The sequence below is a fragment of the Catellatospora bangladeshensis genome, from assembly GCF_016862575.1.
GTDB lineage: Bacteria > Actinomycetota > Actinomycetes > Mycobacteriales > Micromonosporaceae > Catellatospora > Catellatospora bangladeshensis.
Genome location: NZ_BONF01000020.1, coordinates 214,680 through 232,589, shown reverse-complemented (window position 1 = coordinate 232,589; position 17,910 = coordinate 214,680). Strand labels below are relative to the sequence as shown.

Below are 17,910 nucleotides of genomic sequence, written 5' to 3'. Positions count from 1 at the left end.
CGCCCCCGCGGAGCTACTCCGAGAGCAGCTCCGCCAGGTTGAGCCACTCGTCCTCCAGCAGCCCCCGCTCGTCCTGCAGCGCCTTGAGGCTCGCGTCCAGCTCGGCGATCTTCGCGAAGTCGGTGGCGTGCTCGGCCATCTGCGCGTGCAGCTTCTCCTCGCGCTGGTTGAGCTTCTCCAGTTGCCGCTCGATGCGGGACGACTCCTTCTTCGCCGCCCGGATCTCCCCCGCGCTCGGCCCGCCGGTCCGCTCGGCCTTGGGCTGGGCGGCGGCCGCCGCCGTCCCACCGGGCCGCGGCGCGGCGTCGGCGTCGACGAGCGCGAGGTACTCGTCCACGCCGCCCGGGAGGTGGCGCAGTTTCGCGTTGCCGAGCAGGGCGTACACCTGGTCGCAGACGCGCTCGACGAGGTAGCGGTCGTGGCTGGCCACGATCATCGTGCCGGGCCAGGTGTCGAGCAGGTCCTCCAGCGAGGCCAGGGTGTCGGTGTCCAGGTCGTTGGTGGGCTCGTCGAGGATGAGCACGTTCGGCTCGCCCGCGAGCAGGCGCAGCAGCTGCAGGCGGCGGCGCTCGCCACCGGACAGGTCCGCGACGGGCGTCCACACCCGCCGGTCGGTGAAGCCGAACACCTCGGCGAGCTGGGCCGCGGACAGCTCCCGGTCGCCGAGCTTGACCCGCCGGGCCACCTGCTCGACGGCCTCCAGCAGGCGCAGCTCGCCGGGCAGCTCGGCCAGCTCCTGGGACAGGAACGCGGGGCGCACGGTCTGCCCGGCCCGGAAGCCGGGCGCGTCGGTGACCCGGGCCAGCAGCCGCAGCAGCGTCGACTTGCCCGCGCCGTTCGCGCCGAGCAGGGCGATCCGGTCACCGGGGCCGACGTGCCAGGTCACGTGGTCGAGGATCAGCTTCGGGCCCGCGTGCAGGGTGACGTCGTCCAGCTCGTACACCTGGCGGCCCAGCCGGGCGGTGGCCAGCTTCGCCAGCGTCACCTGGTCGCGGGGCGCGGGCACGTCGGCGATCAGCGCGTTCGCGGCGTCGATGCGGAACTTCGGCTTCGAGGTCCGGGCCGGCGGGCCGCGGCGCAGCCAGGCGATCTCCTTGCGGAGCAGGTTCTGCCGCCGGGACTCGGTCACCGCGGCGACCCGCTCCCGCTCGGCGCGGGCCAGGATCCACGCGGCGAAGCCGCCGTCGTAGGCGCGTACCTGCTGGTCGGCGACCTCCCAGATGCGGTTGCAGACCCCGTCGAGGAACCACCGGTCGTGGGTGACCACCACGAGCGCGCCCTTGAGCCGCTCGTTGAGGTAGCGGGCCAGCCAGTTCACCCCCGCGATGTCGAGGTGGTTGGTGGGCTCGTCAAGGATCAGCAGGTCGGCCGGGCGCACCAGCAGCGCCGCGAGCGCGATGCGCCGCCGCTCGCCACCGGACATCGGGCCGACCGGGGTGTCCAGGCCCAGGCCGGGCATGCCGAGGCCGTCGAGGATGGCGCGCACGCCCGCGTCACCGGCCCACTCGTGCTCGGCCTCGAACGCGGCGGGCAGCCAGGCGTCGCCCAGCACCACGTCGCGCACGGTCGCGCCCGGGGACAGCTCCAGCGCCTGCGGTAGCGCGGAGACGCGCAGGTCGCGGCGGTGCGTGACGCGGCCGGAGTCCGGCTCCTCGGCCTTGGTCAGCATCCGCAGCAGCGTCGACTTGCCGGAGCCGTTGAGGCCCACCACGCCGATCCGGTCGGCGTCGTCGAGGCCGAGGGAGACGTCGGTGAGCAGCGGGCCGGTCGGGCCGTAGCCCTTGCCGACCCGGTCCAGATTGATGATGTTGGCCATGGTGTGGTCAGCCTATCCGGGCGCCGAGCACCGCTCCGTACGCCTGCTGCACGGCCCGGCACAGCCCGGACTCGCGCAGCGCGTCGGAGAGGTCGCCGCCGTGTGCCTCGTCGCGCACCAGGAACACGCAGGTCGGGCCGCTGCCGGAGACGAGACCGGCGAGCGCGCCCGCCTTCTCGCCCACGTCCAGCGTGTCGGCCAGCGCCGGGCGCAGCGACAGCGCGGCGGGTTGCAGGTCGTTGCCCAGCGCCGCGCCGAGCACCGCCGGGTCACGCTGGCGCAGCGCGCTCAGCAGGTCGTCGCTGGAGCCCAGCGGGGCGGGCGCCGAGCCGGCCGCGCGCATGCGGTCCAGTTCGCCGTACACCTGCGGGGTGGACAGGCCGCCCTCGGCGATGGCGACCACCCAGTGCCAGCGGTGGGCGCGGGCCAGCACCGGGCTGACCGCCTCGCCGTGGCCGGTGCCCAGGGCGGTGCCGCCGTACAGCAGGAACGGCACGTCCGAGCCGAGCGTGGCGGCGATCCGGGCCAGCTCCTCGCGGCTCAGGCCGGTGCCCCACAGGGCGTCGCAGGCGACCAGCGTCGCCGCCGCGTCCGCGGAGCCGCCCGCCAGGCCGCCCGCCAGCGGGATCGACTTGCGCAGGTGCAGCCGCGCCCGCGCCGGGACCTTGGCGGAGGCGGCCAGCGCGTGCGCGGCGCGGATGACCAGGTTGCTGTCGTCCAGCTCCAGCTCGCCGACGCCCTCACCCTGCATGGTCAGGCTCAGCGTGTCCCCGGGCCGCGCGGTGACCTCGTCGTAGACCGAGATCGCGTGGTACACGGTGTGCAGCTCGTGGTAGCCGTCGGGGCGCAGCGGGCCGACCCCCAGGTGGAGGTTGATCTTCGCGGGCACCCTGACCCGGACCGGGCCTGACGAGGCTCCTGCCAGGTCATCGTCGTCGCCGCCGAGCGTCCACGCCTCTGTCACGCCGCCCAGCCTACTGGCCGCCCCGGACCCGGCTACGCGCGGCGGCGAGCGCCGCGAAGGCGTGTACGTCGAGCTGCTCGCCGCGGGTGGCCGGGTCGATGCCGGCGGCGCGGAGCAGCTCCTCCGCCGCGGGCGCGCTGCCCGCCCAGCCGGCCAGCGCCGCGCGCAGCGTCTTGCGGCGCTGCGCGAACGCGGCGTCCACCACCGCGAAGACCTCCTCGCGGGCGACGTCGCCGCGGGGCGGTTCGCGCCGGGTGAACGACACCAGTCCGGAGTCGACGTTGGGCACCGGCCAGAACACCGCGGGCGGCACCTTCCCGGCCTGGCGCGAGGACGCGTACCAGGCGAGCTTCACCGACGGCACACCGTAGATCCGGCCGCCGGGCGGGGCGGTGAGCCGGTCGGCGACCTCCTTCTGCACCATGACCAGCCCGTGCCGGATGCCGGGCAGCTCGGCGAGCAGGTGCAGCACCACGGGCACCGCGACGTTGTACGGCAGGTTCGCGACCAGCGCCGTGGGCGCGGGATCGAACTCGGCCGCGGTGACCCGCATCGCGTCGCCATTGTGGACGGTGAGCCGCCCGGTGAGACCCGGCGCGCGTTCGGCGACGGTGGCGGCCAGGGCCACGGCCAGCGGCGGGTCGATCTCGACCGCGTGCACGTGGGACACCGCGGGCAGCAGCCCGAGGGTGAGCGAGCCGAGCCCGGGGCCGACCTCGACGGCGACGTCGGCCGGGTCCAGCTCGGCAGCGGCGACGATGCGCCGGATGGTGTTGGGGTCGTGCAGGAAGTTCTGCCCGAACTTCTTCGTCGGCGCGACGCCGAGCCGTGCCGCCAGCTCCCGGATCTCCGCCGGGCCGAGCAGTCTTGCCTGTTCAACCGTCACCACACCAGGCTATCGGCGAGCCCGTGCGGGGCGGCACGCAGCCGCCGGAACCGGCCGCCGCACGCCGCGACATGTCGATCATCCGAGTCGGCAGACCCGGCCAGGCGTTCCGCCGCGCCGGAGCCCACTTTCGGCCGTTGTCCGGTGATCTTCAGATGTCTATGGTCGGCGCACTTGTTCGATCACGGGAGGAAACCGCAAGTGAACTGGTACCTGAACGTATTGAAGAACTACGTGACGTTCTCCGGGCGGGCTCGCCGCAAGGAGTTCTGGATGTTCACGCTCATCCACGTCGTCGTGATCTTCGCGCTGCTGATGCTGTTCGGCAGCACGCAGGCGGACGCCTTCTACTACCTCTACCTCGCCTACCTGCTGGGCACGCTGCTGCCGACGATCGCGGTGACGGTGCGGCGGCTGCACGACACGAACCGCTCGGGCGGCTGGTACTTCATCTCGTTCGTGCCGATCATCGGCAGCTTCTGGCTGCTGGCGCTGCTGACCACCGCGGGTGACCGGCAGGCCAACATGTACGGCGCGGACCCCAAGGTCGCCTGACCCGCAGACGCGGACGCCCCGTCCTCGGCCGTCGAGGGCGGGGCGTCCGCGTGCGTGCGGTCAGCGGCGGCGCACGGTCATGCGCAGGCCGCCCTTGGGACGGATGGTGGCCTGGCCCTGCGGCTGCACGGTCTGCCCCGGATCGAGCGAGAGCGACACCCGGGGCACCATGGTGGCCAGCACCAGCGCGATCTCGGCCTCGGCGAACCGGTTGCCGACGCAGATGCGCGGGCCGTCGCCGAACGGCAGGTACGCCTCGCGCGGGATCTCGGCGCCCGCGGCGAACCGCTCGGGCCGGAACTCGTCGGGCTCGGGCCAGTACGCCGGATCGGTGTGGATCACGTACGGGCTGAAGAAGATGACCTGCCCCGGCTTCACGGTGTACCCGCCGAGCTGCGTCTCGGCGACCGGGGTCCGGTCGAACAGCCAGCCCGGCGGCCAGCGGCGCAGCGTCTCCTTGACCACCTGGCCCAGGTAGGGCAGCCGCGGCAGGTCGGCCATGGTGGCGGGGCGCTCGCCGAGCACCTCGGCGACCTCGGCGCGCAGCCGTTCGGCGATCTCCGGCTGCCGGGCCAGCTCATAGAACGCCCAGGTCAGCGCGGTCGCACTGGTCTCGTGCCCGGCGAAGAACATGGTGAGCAGCTCGTCGCGGATCTCGGTGTCGGTGAGCGCCGGGCCGCCCTCGGGGTCCCTGGCCTGGATCAGCATGGAGAGCAGGTCGCCGCCGTCGCCGCCGCGCTCCCGGCGCAGCCGGATCAGGTCGTACGACAGCCGGTCCATCCGGGCGACGCTGGCCTTGCGCCAGCGGTGGGTCCTGGTCGGCACCCAGGTGGGCAGCAGGCCGAAGGACAGCAGGTACGCGTTCAGCGAGTTCACGAAGTCGTGCACGGCGGCGAACATCTCGTCGCCGTCGTCGTCCACGGTGAACAGTGAGGTGCCGACGATGCGCAGGGTCAGCTGCGTCATCTCCTCGACGACCTCGATGCGCCGGCCGTCCGGCCAGGACTCCAGCAGCCGGTGCGACTCGCCGACCATGATGTCGCCGTACCGCGCGATGCGCTGGGTGTGCAGGGTGGGCAGCATCAGGCGGCGGTGCCGGCGGTGCTCGGCGCCCTCCCGGGTGAGCAGGCCGTCGCCGACGTGGCCGGAGATGAGCCGGGCGGTGCGCCACGACTTGGCGAACTCCTGCGGCCGGTCGACCAGCATCTCGTGCACCAGTTTCGGATCACCGGCCAGCACCATCGACAGTGGACCCATCCTGACCCGGCACACCGGCCCCGCCGTGCGGGCGGCGTGGCGCAGGAAGCCGGGCATGTCGCGGTTCATCTCGCGCAGGTGTCCGATGAGGGGCAACCCCGGCGGCGAGGGCATGGTGGCGGTCGTCACATCGACGAGGCTAGGCGACCGGCGCGAACGTCACCAGGGTCCGAAGATCCGGTCCCCGTTGCCGGAGATCGCGTGGCACATGTCGGCCAGCGGCATGCCCTTGGCCTCGGCCAGCGCCCGCACCGTCAGCGGGATCAGGTAGGAGGCGTTGGGGCGGCCCCGGTGCGGCATCGGCGTCAGGTAGGGCGCGTCCGTCTCGACCAGGATCTGCTCCGGCGGGGTGAGCGCGGCCGCGGCGCGCAGGTGCGGCGCGTTCTTGAAGGTGACCGTGCCCGCGAAGGAGAGCACGAAGCCGCGGCGCACGCACTCGGCGGCGAACGCCTCGTCCCCGGAGAAGCAGTGCATCACCACGGTCTGCGGCGCGCCCTCGTCGTCGAGCACCCGCAGGATGTCGGCGTGCGCGTCCCGGTCGTGGATGACCAGCGGCTTGCCGACCGCCTTGGCCAGGGCGATGTGCGCGCGGAAGCTGCGTTCCTGGGGCTTGAGTCCTTCCTCCTTGGTACGGAAGAAGTCGAGCCCGGTCTCGCCGATGCCCCGGACCCGGGGGTCCTGTGCCAGCGCGGCGATCTGGTCGAGCGCACCGTCCAGATCGGCCAGCCGCGGCGCCTCGTTCGGGTGCAGCGCGACCGTCGCCACCACCGCGGCGTGCTCGTGGGCGCAGGCCACCCCCCAGCGCGACGAGGCCACGTCGACCCCGACCTGCACCAGCCGGTCCACGCCGACCTGCGCCGCGGCTCCGATCTGGGTGGCCGGGTCGCCGCCGTCCTCGGCGACGATGTCGAGGTGGGTGTGGCTGTCCAGCACGGGGTACGGCAGCGGCTCCGGCGCGGGCGGGAACGACTCCCACCGGCGCTGCGCGGCGCGGGCGGCACGGTCTTCGGTCACCGGGACATGATCTCACTCTCACCAAGCGTGTCTGTTCAGCCGGTGTTCATCTTCTCTGCACCCGTGAGGATTAGCGTCGGAATCCGTGACGACCGTCAATGACACCGAGCCCGGCACGGTCCTCGTGGACGGCCGCGCCTACCCCGCCGAGGCCGTCGCCGGCGGCGGGGCCTACGAGCTGTTCAGCGAGGCGCCCGCGCCGGGCTTCCTGCGTATGGACCTGCCCGGCCGCTGGGCGTACCACCGCTTCGTGCCCGCCGCCGAGGTCACCGCGGGCCACCACGCGGCGTCGACCCCCGAGTCGCCCCTCTGCGCGCCGCTGTCGCGCGCCATGAGCTGGGACAACGTGCACCGGATGAGCCAGCGGCCGCCGCGCGACCGGCAGGCCGCCGAGCTGATCGGCTCGGTGCGGGCCAGCGCCGTGGTGCGCCGCGGCACCCGCATGGTGATGCCGCTGAGCCCCGACGGGGTCATCGCGCTGCTGCGCGGGCGGCTGCCGCACGGCTTCTGCTACCGCGAGTGGGACATCGCGCACCTGCGCACCCCGGCCGAGCTGGCCGTGCTCGGCGCGGGCGGCACCGGGGCGCAGGAGCCCGCCGACGAGATCGCGTACGTGCTGCGCTGGCGGGCCGTGGACCCGCGCGACTACATGCCGTCGGCCGGGGAGGCGGTGGCCGGGCTGGTCGCCATGCCGCCGCACGACCGGGTCGGCGCGGCCGTGCTCGGCACCGGCTTCGCCCCCAGCAGCAGCGAGCTGATCCCGGAGTGGATCACCGCCGACTTCGCCGACCTGCCGCTGCCCGCGCACGCGGCGCTGGTGGCGTACGTGCCCGACGGCACCGAGATCGTGCTCTACACCTTCCAGCCCGAGCAGCGGGGCTGGCTGCGGCTGGCCGGCCCGAAGTGGCGGCGGCTGCTGCACCCCCTGCGCGAGATCAGCGCGGACCAGGAGTACCTGCCGGTCCCCCGCACCGATCCGGTGTTCAGCAGGCTGATCGGCACGTTCCGGGGCGAGGACTACGAGGCCGTCGCCGACCCGCCGGAGGAGTTCCGGGTGCTGGCGATGAGCCGGGCCGCCCGCTACCCGGTGGAGTCGCTGCGGCGGCGCACCCGCTACGCCCACTGGCGCGGCGCACCGTGCACCGTGCTGGCCGCCGACAGCAACTGGGTCCGGCTGCGGCTGTGCCGCCCCGACCCGCAGAACGTGGCCGCACTCGGCGCGCAGTGCTACGAGCGGGGCGTCTACGAGGCCTGGGCGCCGGCGACCGAGGTCACCGACGCCCAGGACGTCGACATCCGCTACCCGCTCTAGGCCTCCAGGCGGGCCAGCTCCTCGTCCACGATGGACGGGTCCAGCTTGCGGAACACCGGCGTGGGCGCGCTCAGCGGCGTGCCCGCGGCGATGTCGCGCGGCTCCCACTTCGCGCCGACGGTGTAGTCGCCGGTGAGGATCGGGTACGCCGGGCCGCCGTCCAGGTCGGGGACCTCGACGATCTCCGGCATCGGCGCGTGCACACCCTGGCCGCCGAGCAGCGTGTGGATCTTCTGCGCGGCGTGCGGCAGGAACGGCGTCAGCAGCGTGTTGCAGTCGGTCACCGCCTGCAGCGCGGTGTGCAGGATGGTGGCCAGCCGCTCCCGCTCGTCCTCGCCCTTGAGCTTCCACGGCGACTGGTCGGACAGGTACTTGTTGACCTCGCCGACGATGCGCATCGCCTCGTTGATCGCGGCCTTCTGCTTGTGGTTGCCCAGCAGGCCGCCCACCGTCTCGAAGCCGCCGCGCACCGTGGCCAGCAGCGTGGTGTCGTCCTCGGTGAGCGCGCCGGGAGTGGGTACCCCCCCGAAGTTCTTCGACGCCATCGCGATGGTGCGGTTGACCAGGTTGCCCCAGCCCGCGACCAGCTCGTCGTTGTTGCGGCGCAGGAATTCGGCCCAGGTGAAGTCGGTGTCGGTGGTCTCCGGCCCGGCCACCGCGATGTAGTAGCGCAGCGCGTCGGCGTCGTAGCGGGCCAGGAAGTCGCGCACGTAGATGACGACCCGGCGCGACGAGGAGAACTTGCGGCCCTCCATGGTCAGGTACTCACTCGACACGACCTCGGTGGGCAGGCCCAGCTCGCCCAGCTCGCCCGGCTTGCCGCCCTTGTCGCCCTTGCCGTCGTAGCCGAGCAGGATGGCCGGCCAGATCAGCGAGTGGAAGACGATGTTGTCCTTGCCCATGAAGTAGTACGACCGGGCGTCCGGCGACTGCCACCACTTCCGCCACGCGTCCGGGTCGCCGGAGCGGCGCGCCCACTCGATCGAGGCGGACAGATAGCCGATGACCGCGTCGAACCACACGTAGAAGCGCTTGGTGTCCCAGCCCTCCTTCGGGATCGGCACACCCCAGTCGAGGTCCCGCGTGATCGCGCGCGGGCGCAGGTCGTCCACCAGGTTGCGGGAGAAGCGCAGCACGTTCGGCCGCCAGCCCTCACGCGTGTCCAGCCAGGCGCCCAGCGCCTCGGCGAACGCGGACAGGTCCAGGAAGTAGTGCTCCGAGTCGACGAACTGCGGCGTCTCGCCGTTGATCTTCGACTTCGGGTTGATCAGGTCGATCGGGTCCAGCTGGTTGCCGCAGTTGTCGCACTGGTCGCCGCGGGCGCTGGTGTAACCGCAGATCGGGCAGGTGCCCTCGATGTACCGGTCGGGCAGGCCGCGGCCGGTCGACGGGGAGATCGCGGCCTGCGTGGTCTTCGCGATCACGTACCCGTTGTCGAACAGCGCGGTGAACAGCTCCTGCACCACGGCGTAGTGGTTGCGCGTGGTGGTCCGGGTGAACAGGTCGTACGCCAGCCCGAGGCCGTGCAGGTCCTCGACGATCATGCGGTTGTACTTGTCGACCGCCTCCCGGGGCGTGATGCCCTCGGCGTCGGCCTGCACCTGGATCGGCGTGCCGTGCTCGTCCGTGCCGGAGACCATGAGCACGTCGTGGCCCGCCATGCGCATGTACCGGCTGAAGACGTCGGAGGGCACTCCGAAACCGGAGACATGACCGATGTGGCGCGGGCCGTTCGCATAAGGCCAGGCGACCGCGGCGAGAACGTGACTCATAACGAACCAGCGTAGTGAAGCCCGTGCCTGGCCCGTGCACCGGTTGACACCTCGGGCGACACGCCCGGCAAATCCGGCTGTCGAGTGTCCGACTGGAGTGAAATGACCAGGTATGAGGGATAACGTCGATAGCCTCGCGCCCGTCGAATCCACCCCGCGGATCGAGCCCGACCGGGCCCGATCGCCCCGCGACGACCACCGTCCCTCCTGGCCGGGCGAGCACTCCCCGCCGCCCTGCCCGCCACCGCCCCCGGGCCTGGTCGCCCTGTACCCGCCCCCGGCCCCGCCGGAGGCCGCACCGCCCGCGGAGGCCGCCGCCTCGACCCGCACGGCCACCGGAGTCTCCGGCCAGGCCGCCGATGCCGCGACGCGCGGCCGGGTCGCCGTCGAGGAACAGGACGCGGTGACCGGCGGGCCCGATGCGGCCGTCACGGAAGGTGTCACGGAAGGCGTCACGGCCGGTGTGGCCGCCGCGGAAAGCGTCACGCTCGGTCCGGACCCCGGCGGCGCGGGACCGGCCGAGCAGGCTCCGTCCGCGGCGCCGGGCAGGCGCGTGATCCGGCTGGAACCGGCGCACGCCTCCGTGCGGGAGCACCCGTCGTGGCTCGGCGAGCCCACCGGGCGGTTCGATCTCGACCTGCCCGAACCCGGCGGGCTGCCGCCCCGGTACGCCACGGCGGCCAGGCAGCCCGACCCGGACGAGGTCTTCGACCAGTACGCGATCATCGACGACTTCGACGAGCACCTGCCGCACACCTCCACGGCGGTCGTGCACGGGGACGTGTACCCGGCGGGCACGGTCGCGGGCGGCGCCCTGCCGGCCGGACCCGCCATCCCGGCCGAGGTGGTGCGCGGACCGCACGGTCCGGCCCTGCCGGGTCAGCCGGACCCGCGAGCCGCCCACGCCGCCCCGCTCGAACTCGCCGCCGCCCCGCAGCCGCCCCAGCCGCCCGCGTCCACGCCCACCGAGGCCTTCACCATGCCGGTGCAGGAGGTGCCGCGCGAGCCCTGGGTCGACCCGCGGCTGCACGGCGGCAGGGTGCGCGCCGAGCCGCGCCCCGCGGCCAAGCGGAGCAGGCCGCCGCGCGCACCCCGCCGGGCGCGGGTCGCGATGCCGCTGCTCATCCTGTTCGCGCTGCTCGCGGCGTTCTTCAGCTGGGTCAGCGCGGAGCCGCTGTGGCTCGCGGTGGGGCACGGCCGGGCCGGCACGCTGACCGTGACCAGCTGCGCGGGCAGCGGGCTGCTGCAGCGCTGCGTCGGCGAGTTCGCCACGCCGTCCCGCGACTTCACCGCCGTCTCGGTCGACGTGCTCGGCCCGCCCGGACAGGCCGAGGGCCTGAGCGCCCCCGCCCGCATGGTCGGCGAGAACAGCCACCGGGCGTACGTCAGCAACGGCACCGGCGGCCTGCACCTGCGCTGGATCGTCGGCCTGTCGCTGGTCCTGCTCTGCTCCGTCGCCATCGTCTTCGCCACCGGCGCGCTGCGCCTGCCCGAACGCCGCCAGCGCCTCGCCGCCGCCGGCCTCGCCTTCGCCGGCCCTTTCCTAATCACCATCGGCTTCCTAGCCGCCACCTTCTAACCACCCCACCCACCCCACCACACCCGCCCTCAAGATCACGTCGATCTTGCGCGAACTGTTGGGGATATGCCCGGAACGGGCGTGTCGCACCCACAGTTCACGCAAGATCGACGTTTTAGGTGGGGTCAGCGGCGGGTGGCGAGGGTGTAGATGTCGCGGCGGGGGAGGTTGTGGGCGGTGGCTACGGCGGTGGCGGCGTCGCGGCGGGAGAGGCCCGCGGTGATGTGGGACTCGATCTCGGCGAGCAGGGTTTCGTCGGTGGGGCGGGTGGCGGGGGTGGGGGTGGCGCCGGCGATGACGAGGGTGAGTTCGCCGCGGAACTCGTCGGTCTCGGTCAGCTCGGCGAGGGTGGCTCGGCGGATCTCTTCATAGGTCTTGGTCAGCTCGCGGCACAGGGCGGCGCGGCGGTCGCCGCCGAAGGCGGCCACCAGGTCGGCCAGGGTGTCGGCGATGCGGTGGGTGGACTCGAACAGGACCAGGGTGCGTTCCTCGGTGGCCAGGGCGGCCAGGCGGGCACGGCGTTCGCCGCCCTTGCGGGGCAGGAAGCCCTCGAAGCAGAAGCGGTCGCAGGGCAGGCCGGACAGGGCGAGCGCGGTGGTGACGGCGCTGGGGCCGGGGGCGCAGGTCACCGGCAGGCCCGCGTCCAGCGCGGCGGCGACGAGCCGGTAGCCGGGGTCGCTGACGCTGGGCATGCCCCCGTCGGTGACCAGGGCGACGCGCTGACCCTCCCGCATCGCCTCGACCAGTTCGGGGGTACGCCGTTCCTCGTTGCCCTCGAAGTAGGAGACGATCCGGCCGCCGACGGCGACGTCGAGGTCCTTGGCGAGCCGGAGCAGCCGCCGGGTGTCCTCCGCCGCGACGAGGTCGGCCTCGGCGAGCACCTCTCTCAGCCGCTGGGACGCGTCCGCGGGGTTGCCGAGGGGCGCGCCGCAGAGCACCAGGCCGCCGGTTTCGGCCATCAGTTCCACCTTCGTTCCATACATTTCGCGCCCGCGGTGAACCGAGGGAGCCGATTCCGAGTTTTTCAGCCTACGATCCCTACCGTGACCCAGACGGCGACGGCGCCCCAGCAGGCGCCCACCTCTACCGAGCCGCACGTGCTCAGCGTCGTGCGGCGGCGCCTGCTGCCCCTTGAGCAGCGGCTCGACCCGTACGCGTGGCTGGCGGCGCTGGCGGTCACCTTCCTCGCGGGCGTGTTGCGCCTGTACAACCTGGCCCGGCCGCCGGGCAAGATCTTCGATGAGACCTACTACGCCACCGACGCCCACTGGCTGTGGGAGAAGGGGTTCGAGTGGGACGAGAAGAACAACACGGCCGGCTATGTGGTGCACCCGCCGCTGGGCAAGTGGATCATCGGGCTGGGCGAGCAGGTCCTCGGCTATAACGAGGCGGGCTGGCGGCTGGCGGCGGCGGTGTTCGGCACCGTGTCGGTGCTGATGTTCACCCGGATCGCGATGCGCATGTTCGGCTCGGTGGTGCTGGGCTGCGCGGCGGGCCTGCTGATGGCGTTCGACGGCATGCACTTCGTGCTGTCGCGCACGGCGCTGCTGGACATGTTCCTGATGTTCTTCATCCTGGCCGCCTTCGGCGCCCTGGTGCTCGACCGCGACCAGCGCCGGCTACGGTGGCTGCGCTTCGTCGAGGCGGGCGGCGACCCGGCGGGCCGGGGCAGGGGCAGCCGCCCGGCGTTCGCGGTGCCGTGGTGGCGGCTGCTGGCGGCCGTGATGCTCGGCTGCGCGCTCGGCGTGAAATGGTCGGCGCTCGCCTTCGCGCCGGTGTTCGTGCTGCTGGTGATGTGGTGGGAGGTCGGCGCCCGGCGGGCCGTCGGCGTACGCCACCCGATCCGCGACGCGATCCTCGACGAGGGCGGCTGGGTGCTGGCCGCGATCCCGATCGTGCTCGGCGTCTACCTGGCCACCTGGAGCGGCTGGATCCTCAACGAGGGCGGCTACTACCGCGACTGGTCGGACAACTGGTTCAGCAGCCTGAAGCACTACCACGAGGAGGCGCTCAAGTTCCACGAGGGCCTCAGCTCGGAGCACACGTACCAGTCGGTGGGGCACTGGGCGCCGATCCAGTGGCTGCTGCTGGGCCGCCCGGTGGCGTTCTACTGGTCCGGCGACCCGGGCTGCGGCGTGGAGCAGTGCGCGGCGGAGGTGCTGCTGCTGGGCACGCCGCTGCTGTGGTGGAGCTTCCTGCCCGCGATCGGCGCGACGATCTGGTTCGGCATCGCCCGCCGCGACTGGCGGGCCGGCGCGATCCTGGCGATGACCGCGTTCGCGCTGGTGCCGTGGTTCTTCTTCCCGAACCGCACGATGTTCTACTTCTACGCCCTGCCGGCCGAGCCGTTCCTGATCCTGGCCGTGGTGTTCGCGTTCGGCGCGATCATGACGGCGGCGCCGGGCAAGACGATCAGCGAGAACCGGCAATTGATCGGCTCGGTGGTGTTCGGGGCGTTCGTACTGCTGGTCGTCATCAACTTCGCGTTGTTCTACCCGATCTACGTGGGCCAGTCGATCCCGTACGTGGACTGGAACAAGCGCATGATCCTCGGCAACCTGTGGATCTGATCCGATAGGCGGCGTGAGAGGGCCCGTGGCGCGCGCTGCGGGCCTTCTTCGTGTCGAGGGTGGCCCGGATACGGAAGAAGCCGCCTCCCTGACAGGGAGGCGGCTTCTGACTCTGGTGGAGACGAGGGGATTCGAACCCCTGACCCCCTCGATGCGAACGAGGTGCGCTACCGGGCTGCGCCACGTCCCCGAGTCGGCCCGCCGTAACGGACCGGCCAAGGTTAGCAGGTCTGCCCGGCGTTCGCGAATCACTACCCCCTGCGTCGCGGGTCACGTCGTGAAGATCGGCGTCTCGTGTCGTGAAGTGCGGCCGGACCACACCTTCTGACACGAGATCGCGATCAACTCCCCTAGGCCGCAGGCCCGGCGTGGTACGGCTTGCCGCGTACGCCGCCCTGGCGGCCCCGGTAGGAGATGGTGGCGACGCGTGGCGGCGGGGGCGCGGCCTCGGCCTCCAGCGACTCCGCCTGGGCCTGCAGGGCGGCCAGCCGCTCCTGGGCGCGCAGCAGCTCCTCCTGGAGCAGCCGGGCGGCCTCGCGGCGGGCCTCGGCGCGGCGGCGCTGGGCCAGCCGCACCTGCGCCTGCTGCTCGGCGAGCCACTGCGCCTGCCGCTCCTCGGCCCGGCGCCGCCGCGCCGTACGCAGCGCCTGGCCGCGCAGGTGGGCGACGTACAGCAGCAGCGCCGACCCGGTCACCGACAGGCTGATCAGGAAGCCGGGGCTGACCAGCACCACTCCGGCCAGCTGCACCAGGTTGAGGCCGGCCAGCCCGGCGAGCAGCCGGCGGCGGCGGTACACGGCGGGCCGGTGGCGGCGGCGCGGCCGGGGCCGGGCGCGCTCACCGTGGCCGACCAGGCGCAGGGCGGTGCGCGCGGGGCCGGGCAGGCTGTCCTCGCCGGGACGGCGGCCGGGCCGGGCGGTGTGCTGGGCGGGCGGCGCGGACACGGGCGCGGCGCACACCGCCCGCGGCGGCCGGATCGGGCGGCGGCCGGGCACGGTGCGGCGGCGGCGCCGGCGCGACAGCACCCGCGCGGTCGAGATCGCCCGCTCCGCCACCAGCCGCTCGGTGGCGTCGTACCGGCGCACCAGCGCCGGGGCGAGAGCGAGCAGGCCCGCAGCGGCGAGGACGGCGAGGAGCACCGAGGTCGGCACCCTCACCCCTCCCGTCACCTAATGCGGCGGACCGACCATCGATCGGCCACCGTAAGACTTCCAGTAAGGGGAGCCTACGGTTGTGATCACCGGATCGGGTAGCGCCACACCGGTGAAGGTGAGGCCCGATTCAGCCGCGCATGCGCCGCCAGCGGGCCGTCAGGCCACCCTCCTTGGCGACGTCCTCCCAGGTGAGCGCGTATCCGATGTGGTCGCGCCAGGCGCCGTCGATGAACATGTAGTGCGGGTGGTAACCCTCCTCACGGAAGCCGAGCTTCTCCACCACGCGCCGGCTGGGCTTGTTCTCCGGCCGGATGTTGACCTCGACGCGGTGCAGGCGGCCGGGACCGAAGGCGTGGTCGACCACGAGGGCGAGCGCCGTGGGCATGATGCCGCGCCCGGCCACCCGCGAGTCGATCCAGTATCCGCAGTACGCCGACGAGAACGCCCGGCGCACGATGCTGCCCAGGTTGATGTGCCCGACGAAGCGCTCGCGCCCCTGATCGCGTACGCAGATCGCGAACGGCATCGATTCGCCGTCGCGGGCGGCGCGGCGCATCGCCCGGCGGATCATGTGGAACGCCCCGGCCGAGTTCAGCTCGGCCCACGGCGCGGGCGGGGTCGCCTCCCACTGGCGCAGCCAGGCCTCGTTGTAGTTGCGCACCTCGACCCACTGCGCCGCGTCACCCCGCCGGTACGGCCGCAGCACGATGTCCCCGTCGGTCAGCACCGCCGGGTATCCCACTACATTCATCGCCTGCGGTCCAGCAGCAGTACGTCCACGGTGGAGCCCGCCGCCGCGCTGGTGACCCGCTCACCCAGCACGAGAAGTCCGTTCGCCTCGGCCATACCGGCCAGGGTACGGGCTCCCCCCGGCAGCGGCTGCACGGTGTAGCCGCCCCCACGGCGCTCGGCGACCAGGGCCGGGCGGAACTCGCGCAGGCCGCCCGGGGAGGCCACGGTCTCCAGCAGGTGCCCGCGCACCGACGGCCGGAACACCGGCTCTGCCCCGGCCAGCACCTGGATCACCGGCCGGGCCAGCACCTCGAAGCCGATCAGCGCCGCGCCGGGCTCGCCGGGCAGGCACACGATCGGCACCTCCTCGGTGCTGCCGACCGTGCCGAAGCCGAGCGTGCCGCAGGGATACAGGGACACGTCGGTGAAGCTGACCATCCCGGCCCGGCTGCCGTCGCGGCGGGACAGGATGCGCCGCACCATGTCGCCGGGGCCGGTGCCGGACCCGCCGGTGGTGATGATGAGGTCGGCCCGCAGCGTCTGGTCCTCCAGCAGGGCCCGCAGCGCCTCCGGGTCGTCGTCGCAGATCCCGACACGGTACGCGTGCGCGCCCGCCTCGGCGGTGGCCGCGGTCAGCGCGTGCGAGTTGACGTCGACGACCTGGCCGGGCTGCGACACCCGGCCCGCCTCGACCAGCTCGTCGCCGGTGGAGACGATGACCACGCGCGGGCTCGGGCGCACCACGACGTGCCCGATGCCGCTCGCGGCCAGCGCCCCGACCAGCGCCGGGGTGACCGTGGTGCCGGCCCGCGCGAGCACCGCGCCCTCGGCGACGATCTCGCCGATGCGGCGCACCCCGTAGCCGCGCTTGGCGGCCCGGTGCACCTCGACCGAGGCCATACCCTGGTCGGTCCAGCCGATCGGCACCACGACGTCGGCGGCCAGCGGCAGCGCCGCCCCGGCCGCGACGGAGAAGCAGGTGCCGGGCGTGAGCCGGGCGGGCCGCCAGCTGGCCGCGGCGAGGTCCCCCACCACGTTCAACCGGGCGGGCCGCCCGGCGGCGGCCGCGGCGATGTCCTCCGACCGGGCCGCGTATCCGTCGATCGCGGCCTGGTCGAAGGCCGGGTACGGGTGCGCCGCCACGACGTTGTCGGCCAGCACGTTCCCGTGCGCCTGGGTCAGGTCCAGGTCCAGCGCCGGCAGCGCCCGCAGCCTGCGCAGCACACTGCCCAGGTAGTCGGCGAGCGGCGTCAGCTCGCCCTCGGCCGGAGCCGGGTCGAGATGGACGGGGTCCGGTGTGGACCTGACCGTGGCGGTCATGTCAGGCGGCCTTCCCCGCATTGCGGTCGAGGCCGGCGACGAAGGACTTCAGCCACTCGGTGAACGCGGGGCCGAGGTCGTCGCGCTCGCTGGCGAGCTGCACGACGGCCTGCAGGTAGCCCAGCGGCATGCCGGTGTCGTAGCGGTGGCCCCGGTAGATGATGCCGTGCACCGGAGTGCCCTCGGCCAGCAGCAGCGCCATGGCGTCGGTGAGCTGGATCTCGCCGCCGCTGCCGGGCTTGGTGCGGCGGATCGCGTCGAAGATCGCGCCGGGCAGCACGTACCGGCCGACGACGGCCAGGTTGCTCGGGGCCTCCTCGCGGGCGGGCTTCTCCACCAGGCCGGTCACCCGGACCACGTTCTCCACGTCGGCGTAGTCGGCCTCGGCGTCGCTGACCGACGCGATGCCGTACCGGTTGACCTGGTCGTCGGGCACCTCGATGAAGGCGAGCACGATGCCGCCGGTGCGCGCCTGCAGGTCCAGCATCTGCGGCAGCAGCGGCTGGGACTCCTCGGTGAACTCGTCACCCAGCAGCACCGCGAACGACGCGTCGCCCACATGGGACTCGGCGTACGAGACCGCGTGGCCCAGGCCGAGCGGCTCGCCCTGGCGGCAGGTGTAGATCTCGGCCAGCTCCGAGGTGCCCCGCACCGCGGCCAGCCGCTCCATGTCGCCCTTGGCCTCCAGCCGCGCCTCCAGGTACGGCTGGCGGTCGAAGTGGTCGACCATGCTGGTCTTGCCGCGTCCGGTGATCAGCAGGACGTCGTTGATCCCGGACCGCGACGCCTCCTCCACGATGTACTGCAGCACCGGCCGGTCGACGACCGGCAGCAGCTCCTTCGGCACCGCCTTGGTGGCCGGGAGGAACCGGGTCGCCAGACCCGCCGCGGGAATGACCGCCTTGGTGGCCCGTGCTCCGTGGGAATCCACGTGCGCGGCCTGAGGCTCTGCGCTGGGGGTGTGCTCCGACATGTCGCG

15 protein-coding genes and 1 tRNA gene are annotated in these 17,910 nt (G+C 73.1%); 4 read left to right on the top strand and 12 right to left on the bottom strand.

The annotated features are described in order from the left end of the window. Positions 1 to 13: 13 nt before the first annotated feature. Genes Cba03nite_RS19540 through rsmA form a run of 3 tightly spaced genes read right to left on the bottom strand, consistent with a single transcriptional unit; the run spans position 14 to position 3,666 of the window. The gene (locus tag Cba03nite_RS19540) at positions 14 to 1,816 is read right to left on the bottom strand and encodes an ABC-F family ATP-binding cassette domain-containing protein (RefSeq protein ID WP_203747950.1); all 1,803 of its coding nucleotides are present in this window, start codon (positions 1,814 to 1,816) and stop codon (positions 14 to 16) included. Positions 1,817 to 1,823: 7 nt separating this feature from the next. After that, positions 1,824 to 2,780, bottom strand: coding sequence for a 4-(cytidine 5'-diphospho)-2-C-methyl-D-erythritol kinase (locus tag Cba03nite_RS19535; RefSeq protein ID WP_203747947.1), 957 nt, complete (start codon positions 2,778 to 2,780; stop codon positions 1,824 to 1,826). Between the two features lie 10 nt (positions 2,781 to 2,790). Beyond that, entirely contained in the window at positions 2,791 to 3,666 is an 876-nt protein-coding gene (gene rsmA / locus Cba03nite_RS19530) for a 16S rRNA (adenine(1518)-N(6)/adenine(1519)-N(6))-dimethyltransferase RsmA (RefSeq protein ID WP_239125874.1), read from the bottom strand. Between the two features lie 201 nt (positions 3,667 to 3,867). On the opposite strand from rsmA, the gene Cba03nite_RS19525 reads away from it, so the two are divergent. Further along, on the top strand, positions 3,868 to 4,221 hold the full coding sequence (locus Cba03nite_RS19525) for a DUF805 domain-containing protein (RefSeq protein WP_203747944.1): 354 nt from the start codon (positions 3,868 to 3,870) through the stop codon (positions 4,219 to 4,221). Between the two features lie 60 nt (positions 4,222 to 4,281). On the opposite strand, the gene Cba03nite_RS19520 is transcribed toward Cba03nite_RS19525, so the two are convergent. Together Cba03nite_RS19520 and Cba03nite_RS19515 are read right to left on the bottom strand one after the other, a co-directional pair. Then, on the bottom strand, positions 4,282 to 5,607 hold the full coding sequence (locus tag Cba03nite_RS19520; protein WP_203747941.1) for a cytochrome P450: 1,326 nt from the start codon (positions 5,605 to 5,607) through the stop codon (positions 4,282 to 4,284). 30 nt (positions 5,608 to 5,637) lie between these two features. Further along, the gene (locus tag Cba03nite_RS19515) at positions 5,638 to 6,492 is read right to left on the bottom strand and encodes a TatD family hydrolase (protein WP_203747938.1); all 855 of its coding nucleotides are present in this window, start codon (positions 6,490 to 6,492) and stop codon (positions 5,638 to 5,640) included. 85 nt (positions 6,493 to 6,577) lie between these two features. Between Cba03nite_RS19515 and Cba03nite_RS19510 the strand changes: the two genes are divergently transcribed. Continuing rightward, on the top strand, positions 6,578 to 7,804 hold the full coding sequence (locus tag Cba03nite_RS19510) for a hypothetical protein (RefSeq protein WP_239125873.1): 1,227 nt from the start codon (positions 6,578 to 6,580) through the stop codon (positions 7,802 to 7,804). Here Cba03nite_RS19510 and metG read toward each other — a convergent pair. Next, positions 7,801 to 9,576, bottom strand: a complete 1,776-nt coding sequence (gene metG / locus Cba03nite_RS19505; protein WP_203747935.1) for a methionine--tRNA ligase — start codon at positions 9,574 to 9,576, stop codon at positions 7,801 to 7,803. The genes Cba03nite_RS19510 and metG overlap by 4 nt on opposite strands. A gap of 112 nt (positions 9,577 to 9,688) precedes the next feature. On the opposite strand from metG, the gene Cba03nite_RS19500 reads away from it, so the two are divergent. Then, positions 9,689 to 11,155, top strand: coding sequence for a hypothetical protein (locus Cba03nite_RS19500; protein WP_203747932.1), 1,467 nt, complete (start codon positions 9,689 to 9,691; stop codon positions 11,153 to 11,155). A 125-nt stretch (positions 11,156 to 11,280) separates the two neighbouring features. Here the strand turns inward: Cba03nite_RS19500 and rsmI are convergent, their stop codons facing one another. Continuing rightward, entirely contained in the window at positions 11,281 to 12,123 is an 843-nt protein-coding gene (gene rsmI / locus Cba03nite_RS19495; RefSeq protein WP_203747929.1) for a 16S rRNA (cytidine(1402)-2'-O)-methyltransferase, read from the bottom strand. Between the two features lie 75 nt (positions 12,124 to 12,198). Between rsmI and Cba03nite_RS19490 the strand changes: the two genes are divergently transcribed. Next, positions 12,199 to 13,725: a dolichyl-phosphate-mannose--protein mannosyltransferase gene (locus Cba03nite_RS19490; protein ID WP_239125872.1), complete on the top strand. Its 1,527-nt coding sequence runs from the start codon at positions 12,199 to 12,201 to the stop codon at positions 13,723 to 13,725. 113 nt (positions 13,726 to 13,838) lie between these two features. Here Cba03nite_RS19490 and Cba03nite_RS19485 read toward each other — a convergent pair. From Cba03nite_RS19485 to Cba03nite_RS19465, 5 genes are all read right to left on the bottom strand, one after another. Further along, a tRNA-Ala gene (locus Cba03nite_RS19485) sits at positions 13,839 to 13,915 on the bottom strand. Between the two features lie 160 nt (positions 13,916 to 14,075). Further along, positions 14,076 to 14,876, bottom strand: coding sequence for a divisome protein SepX/GlpR (sepX, locus tag Cba03nite_RS19480; protein WP_203748074.1), 801 nt, complete (start codon positions 14,874 to 14,876; stop codon positions 14,076 to 14,078). Between the two features lie 130 nt (positions 14,877 to 15,006). Beyond that, entirely contained in the window at positions 15,007 to 15,630 is a 624-nt protein-coding gene (locus Cba03nite_RS19475; protein WP_203747927.1) for a GNAT family N-acetyltransferase, read from the bottom strand. Next, positions 15,627 to 16,931, bottom strand: coding sequence for a molybdopterin molybdotransferase MoeA (locus Cba03nite_RS19470; protein WP_203747925.1), 1,305 nt, complete (start codon positions 16,929 to 16,931; stop codon positions 15,627 to 15,629). The genes Cba03nite_RS19475 and Cba03nite_RS19470 overlap by 4 nt, the downstream gene beginning before the upstream one ends. Before the next feature lies 1 nt (position 16,932). Continuing rightward, entirely contained in the window at positions 16,933 to 17,904 is a 972-nt protein-coding gene (locus tag Cba03nite_RS19465; RefSeq protein WP_203747923.1) for a UTP--glucose-1-phosphate uridylyltransferase, read from the bottom strand. Between the last annotated feature and the right edge of the window lie 6 nt (positions 17,905 to 17,910).

Excerpts from the sequence above, each read along its gene's own strand:
- Cba03nite_RS19465 (WP_203747923.1), bottom strand. The coding sequence starts at position 17,904 with ATGTCGGAGCACACCCCCAGCGCAGAGCCTCAGGCCGCGCACGTGGAT.
- Cba03nite_RS19500 (WP_203747932.1), top strand. The coding sequence starts at position 9,689 with ATGAGGGATAACGTCGATAGCCTCGCGCCCGTCGAATCCACCCCGCGG.
- metG (WP_203747935.1), bottom strand. The coding sequence starts at position 9,576 with ATGAGTCACGTTCTCGCCGCGGTCGCCTGGCCTTATGCGAACGGCCCG.
- Cba03nite_RS19475 (WP_203747927.1), bottom strand. The coding sequence starts at position 15,630 with ATGAATGTAGTGGGATACCCGGCGGTGCTGACCGACGGGGACATCGTG.
- Cba03nite_RS19470 (WP_203747925.1), bottom strand. The coding sequence starts at position 16,931 with ATGACCGCCACGGTCAGGTCCACACCGGACCCCGTCCATCTCGACCCG.
- Cba03nite_RS19540 (WP_203747950.1), bottom strand. The coding sequence starts at position 1,816 with ATGGCCAACATCATCAATCTGGACCGGGTCGGCAAGGGCTACGGCCCG.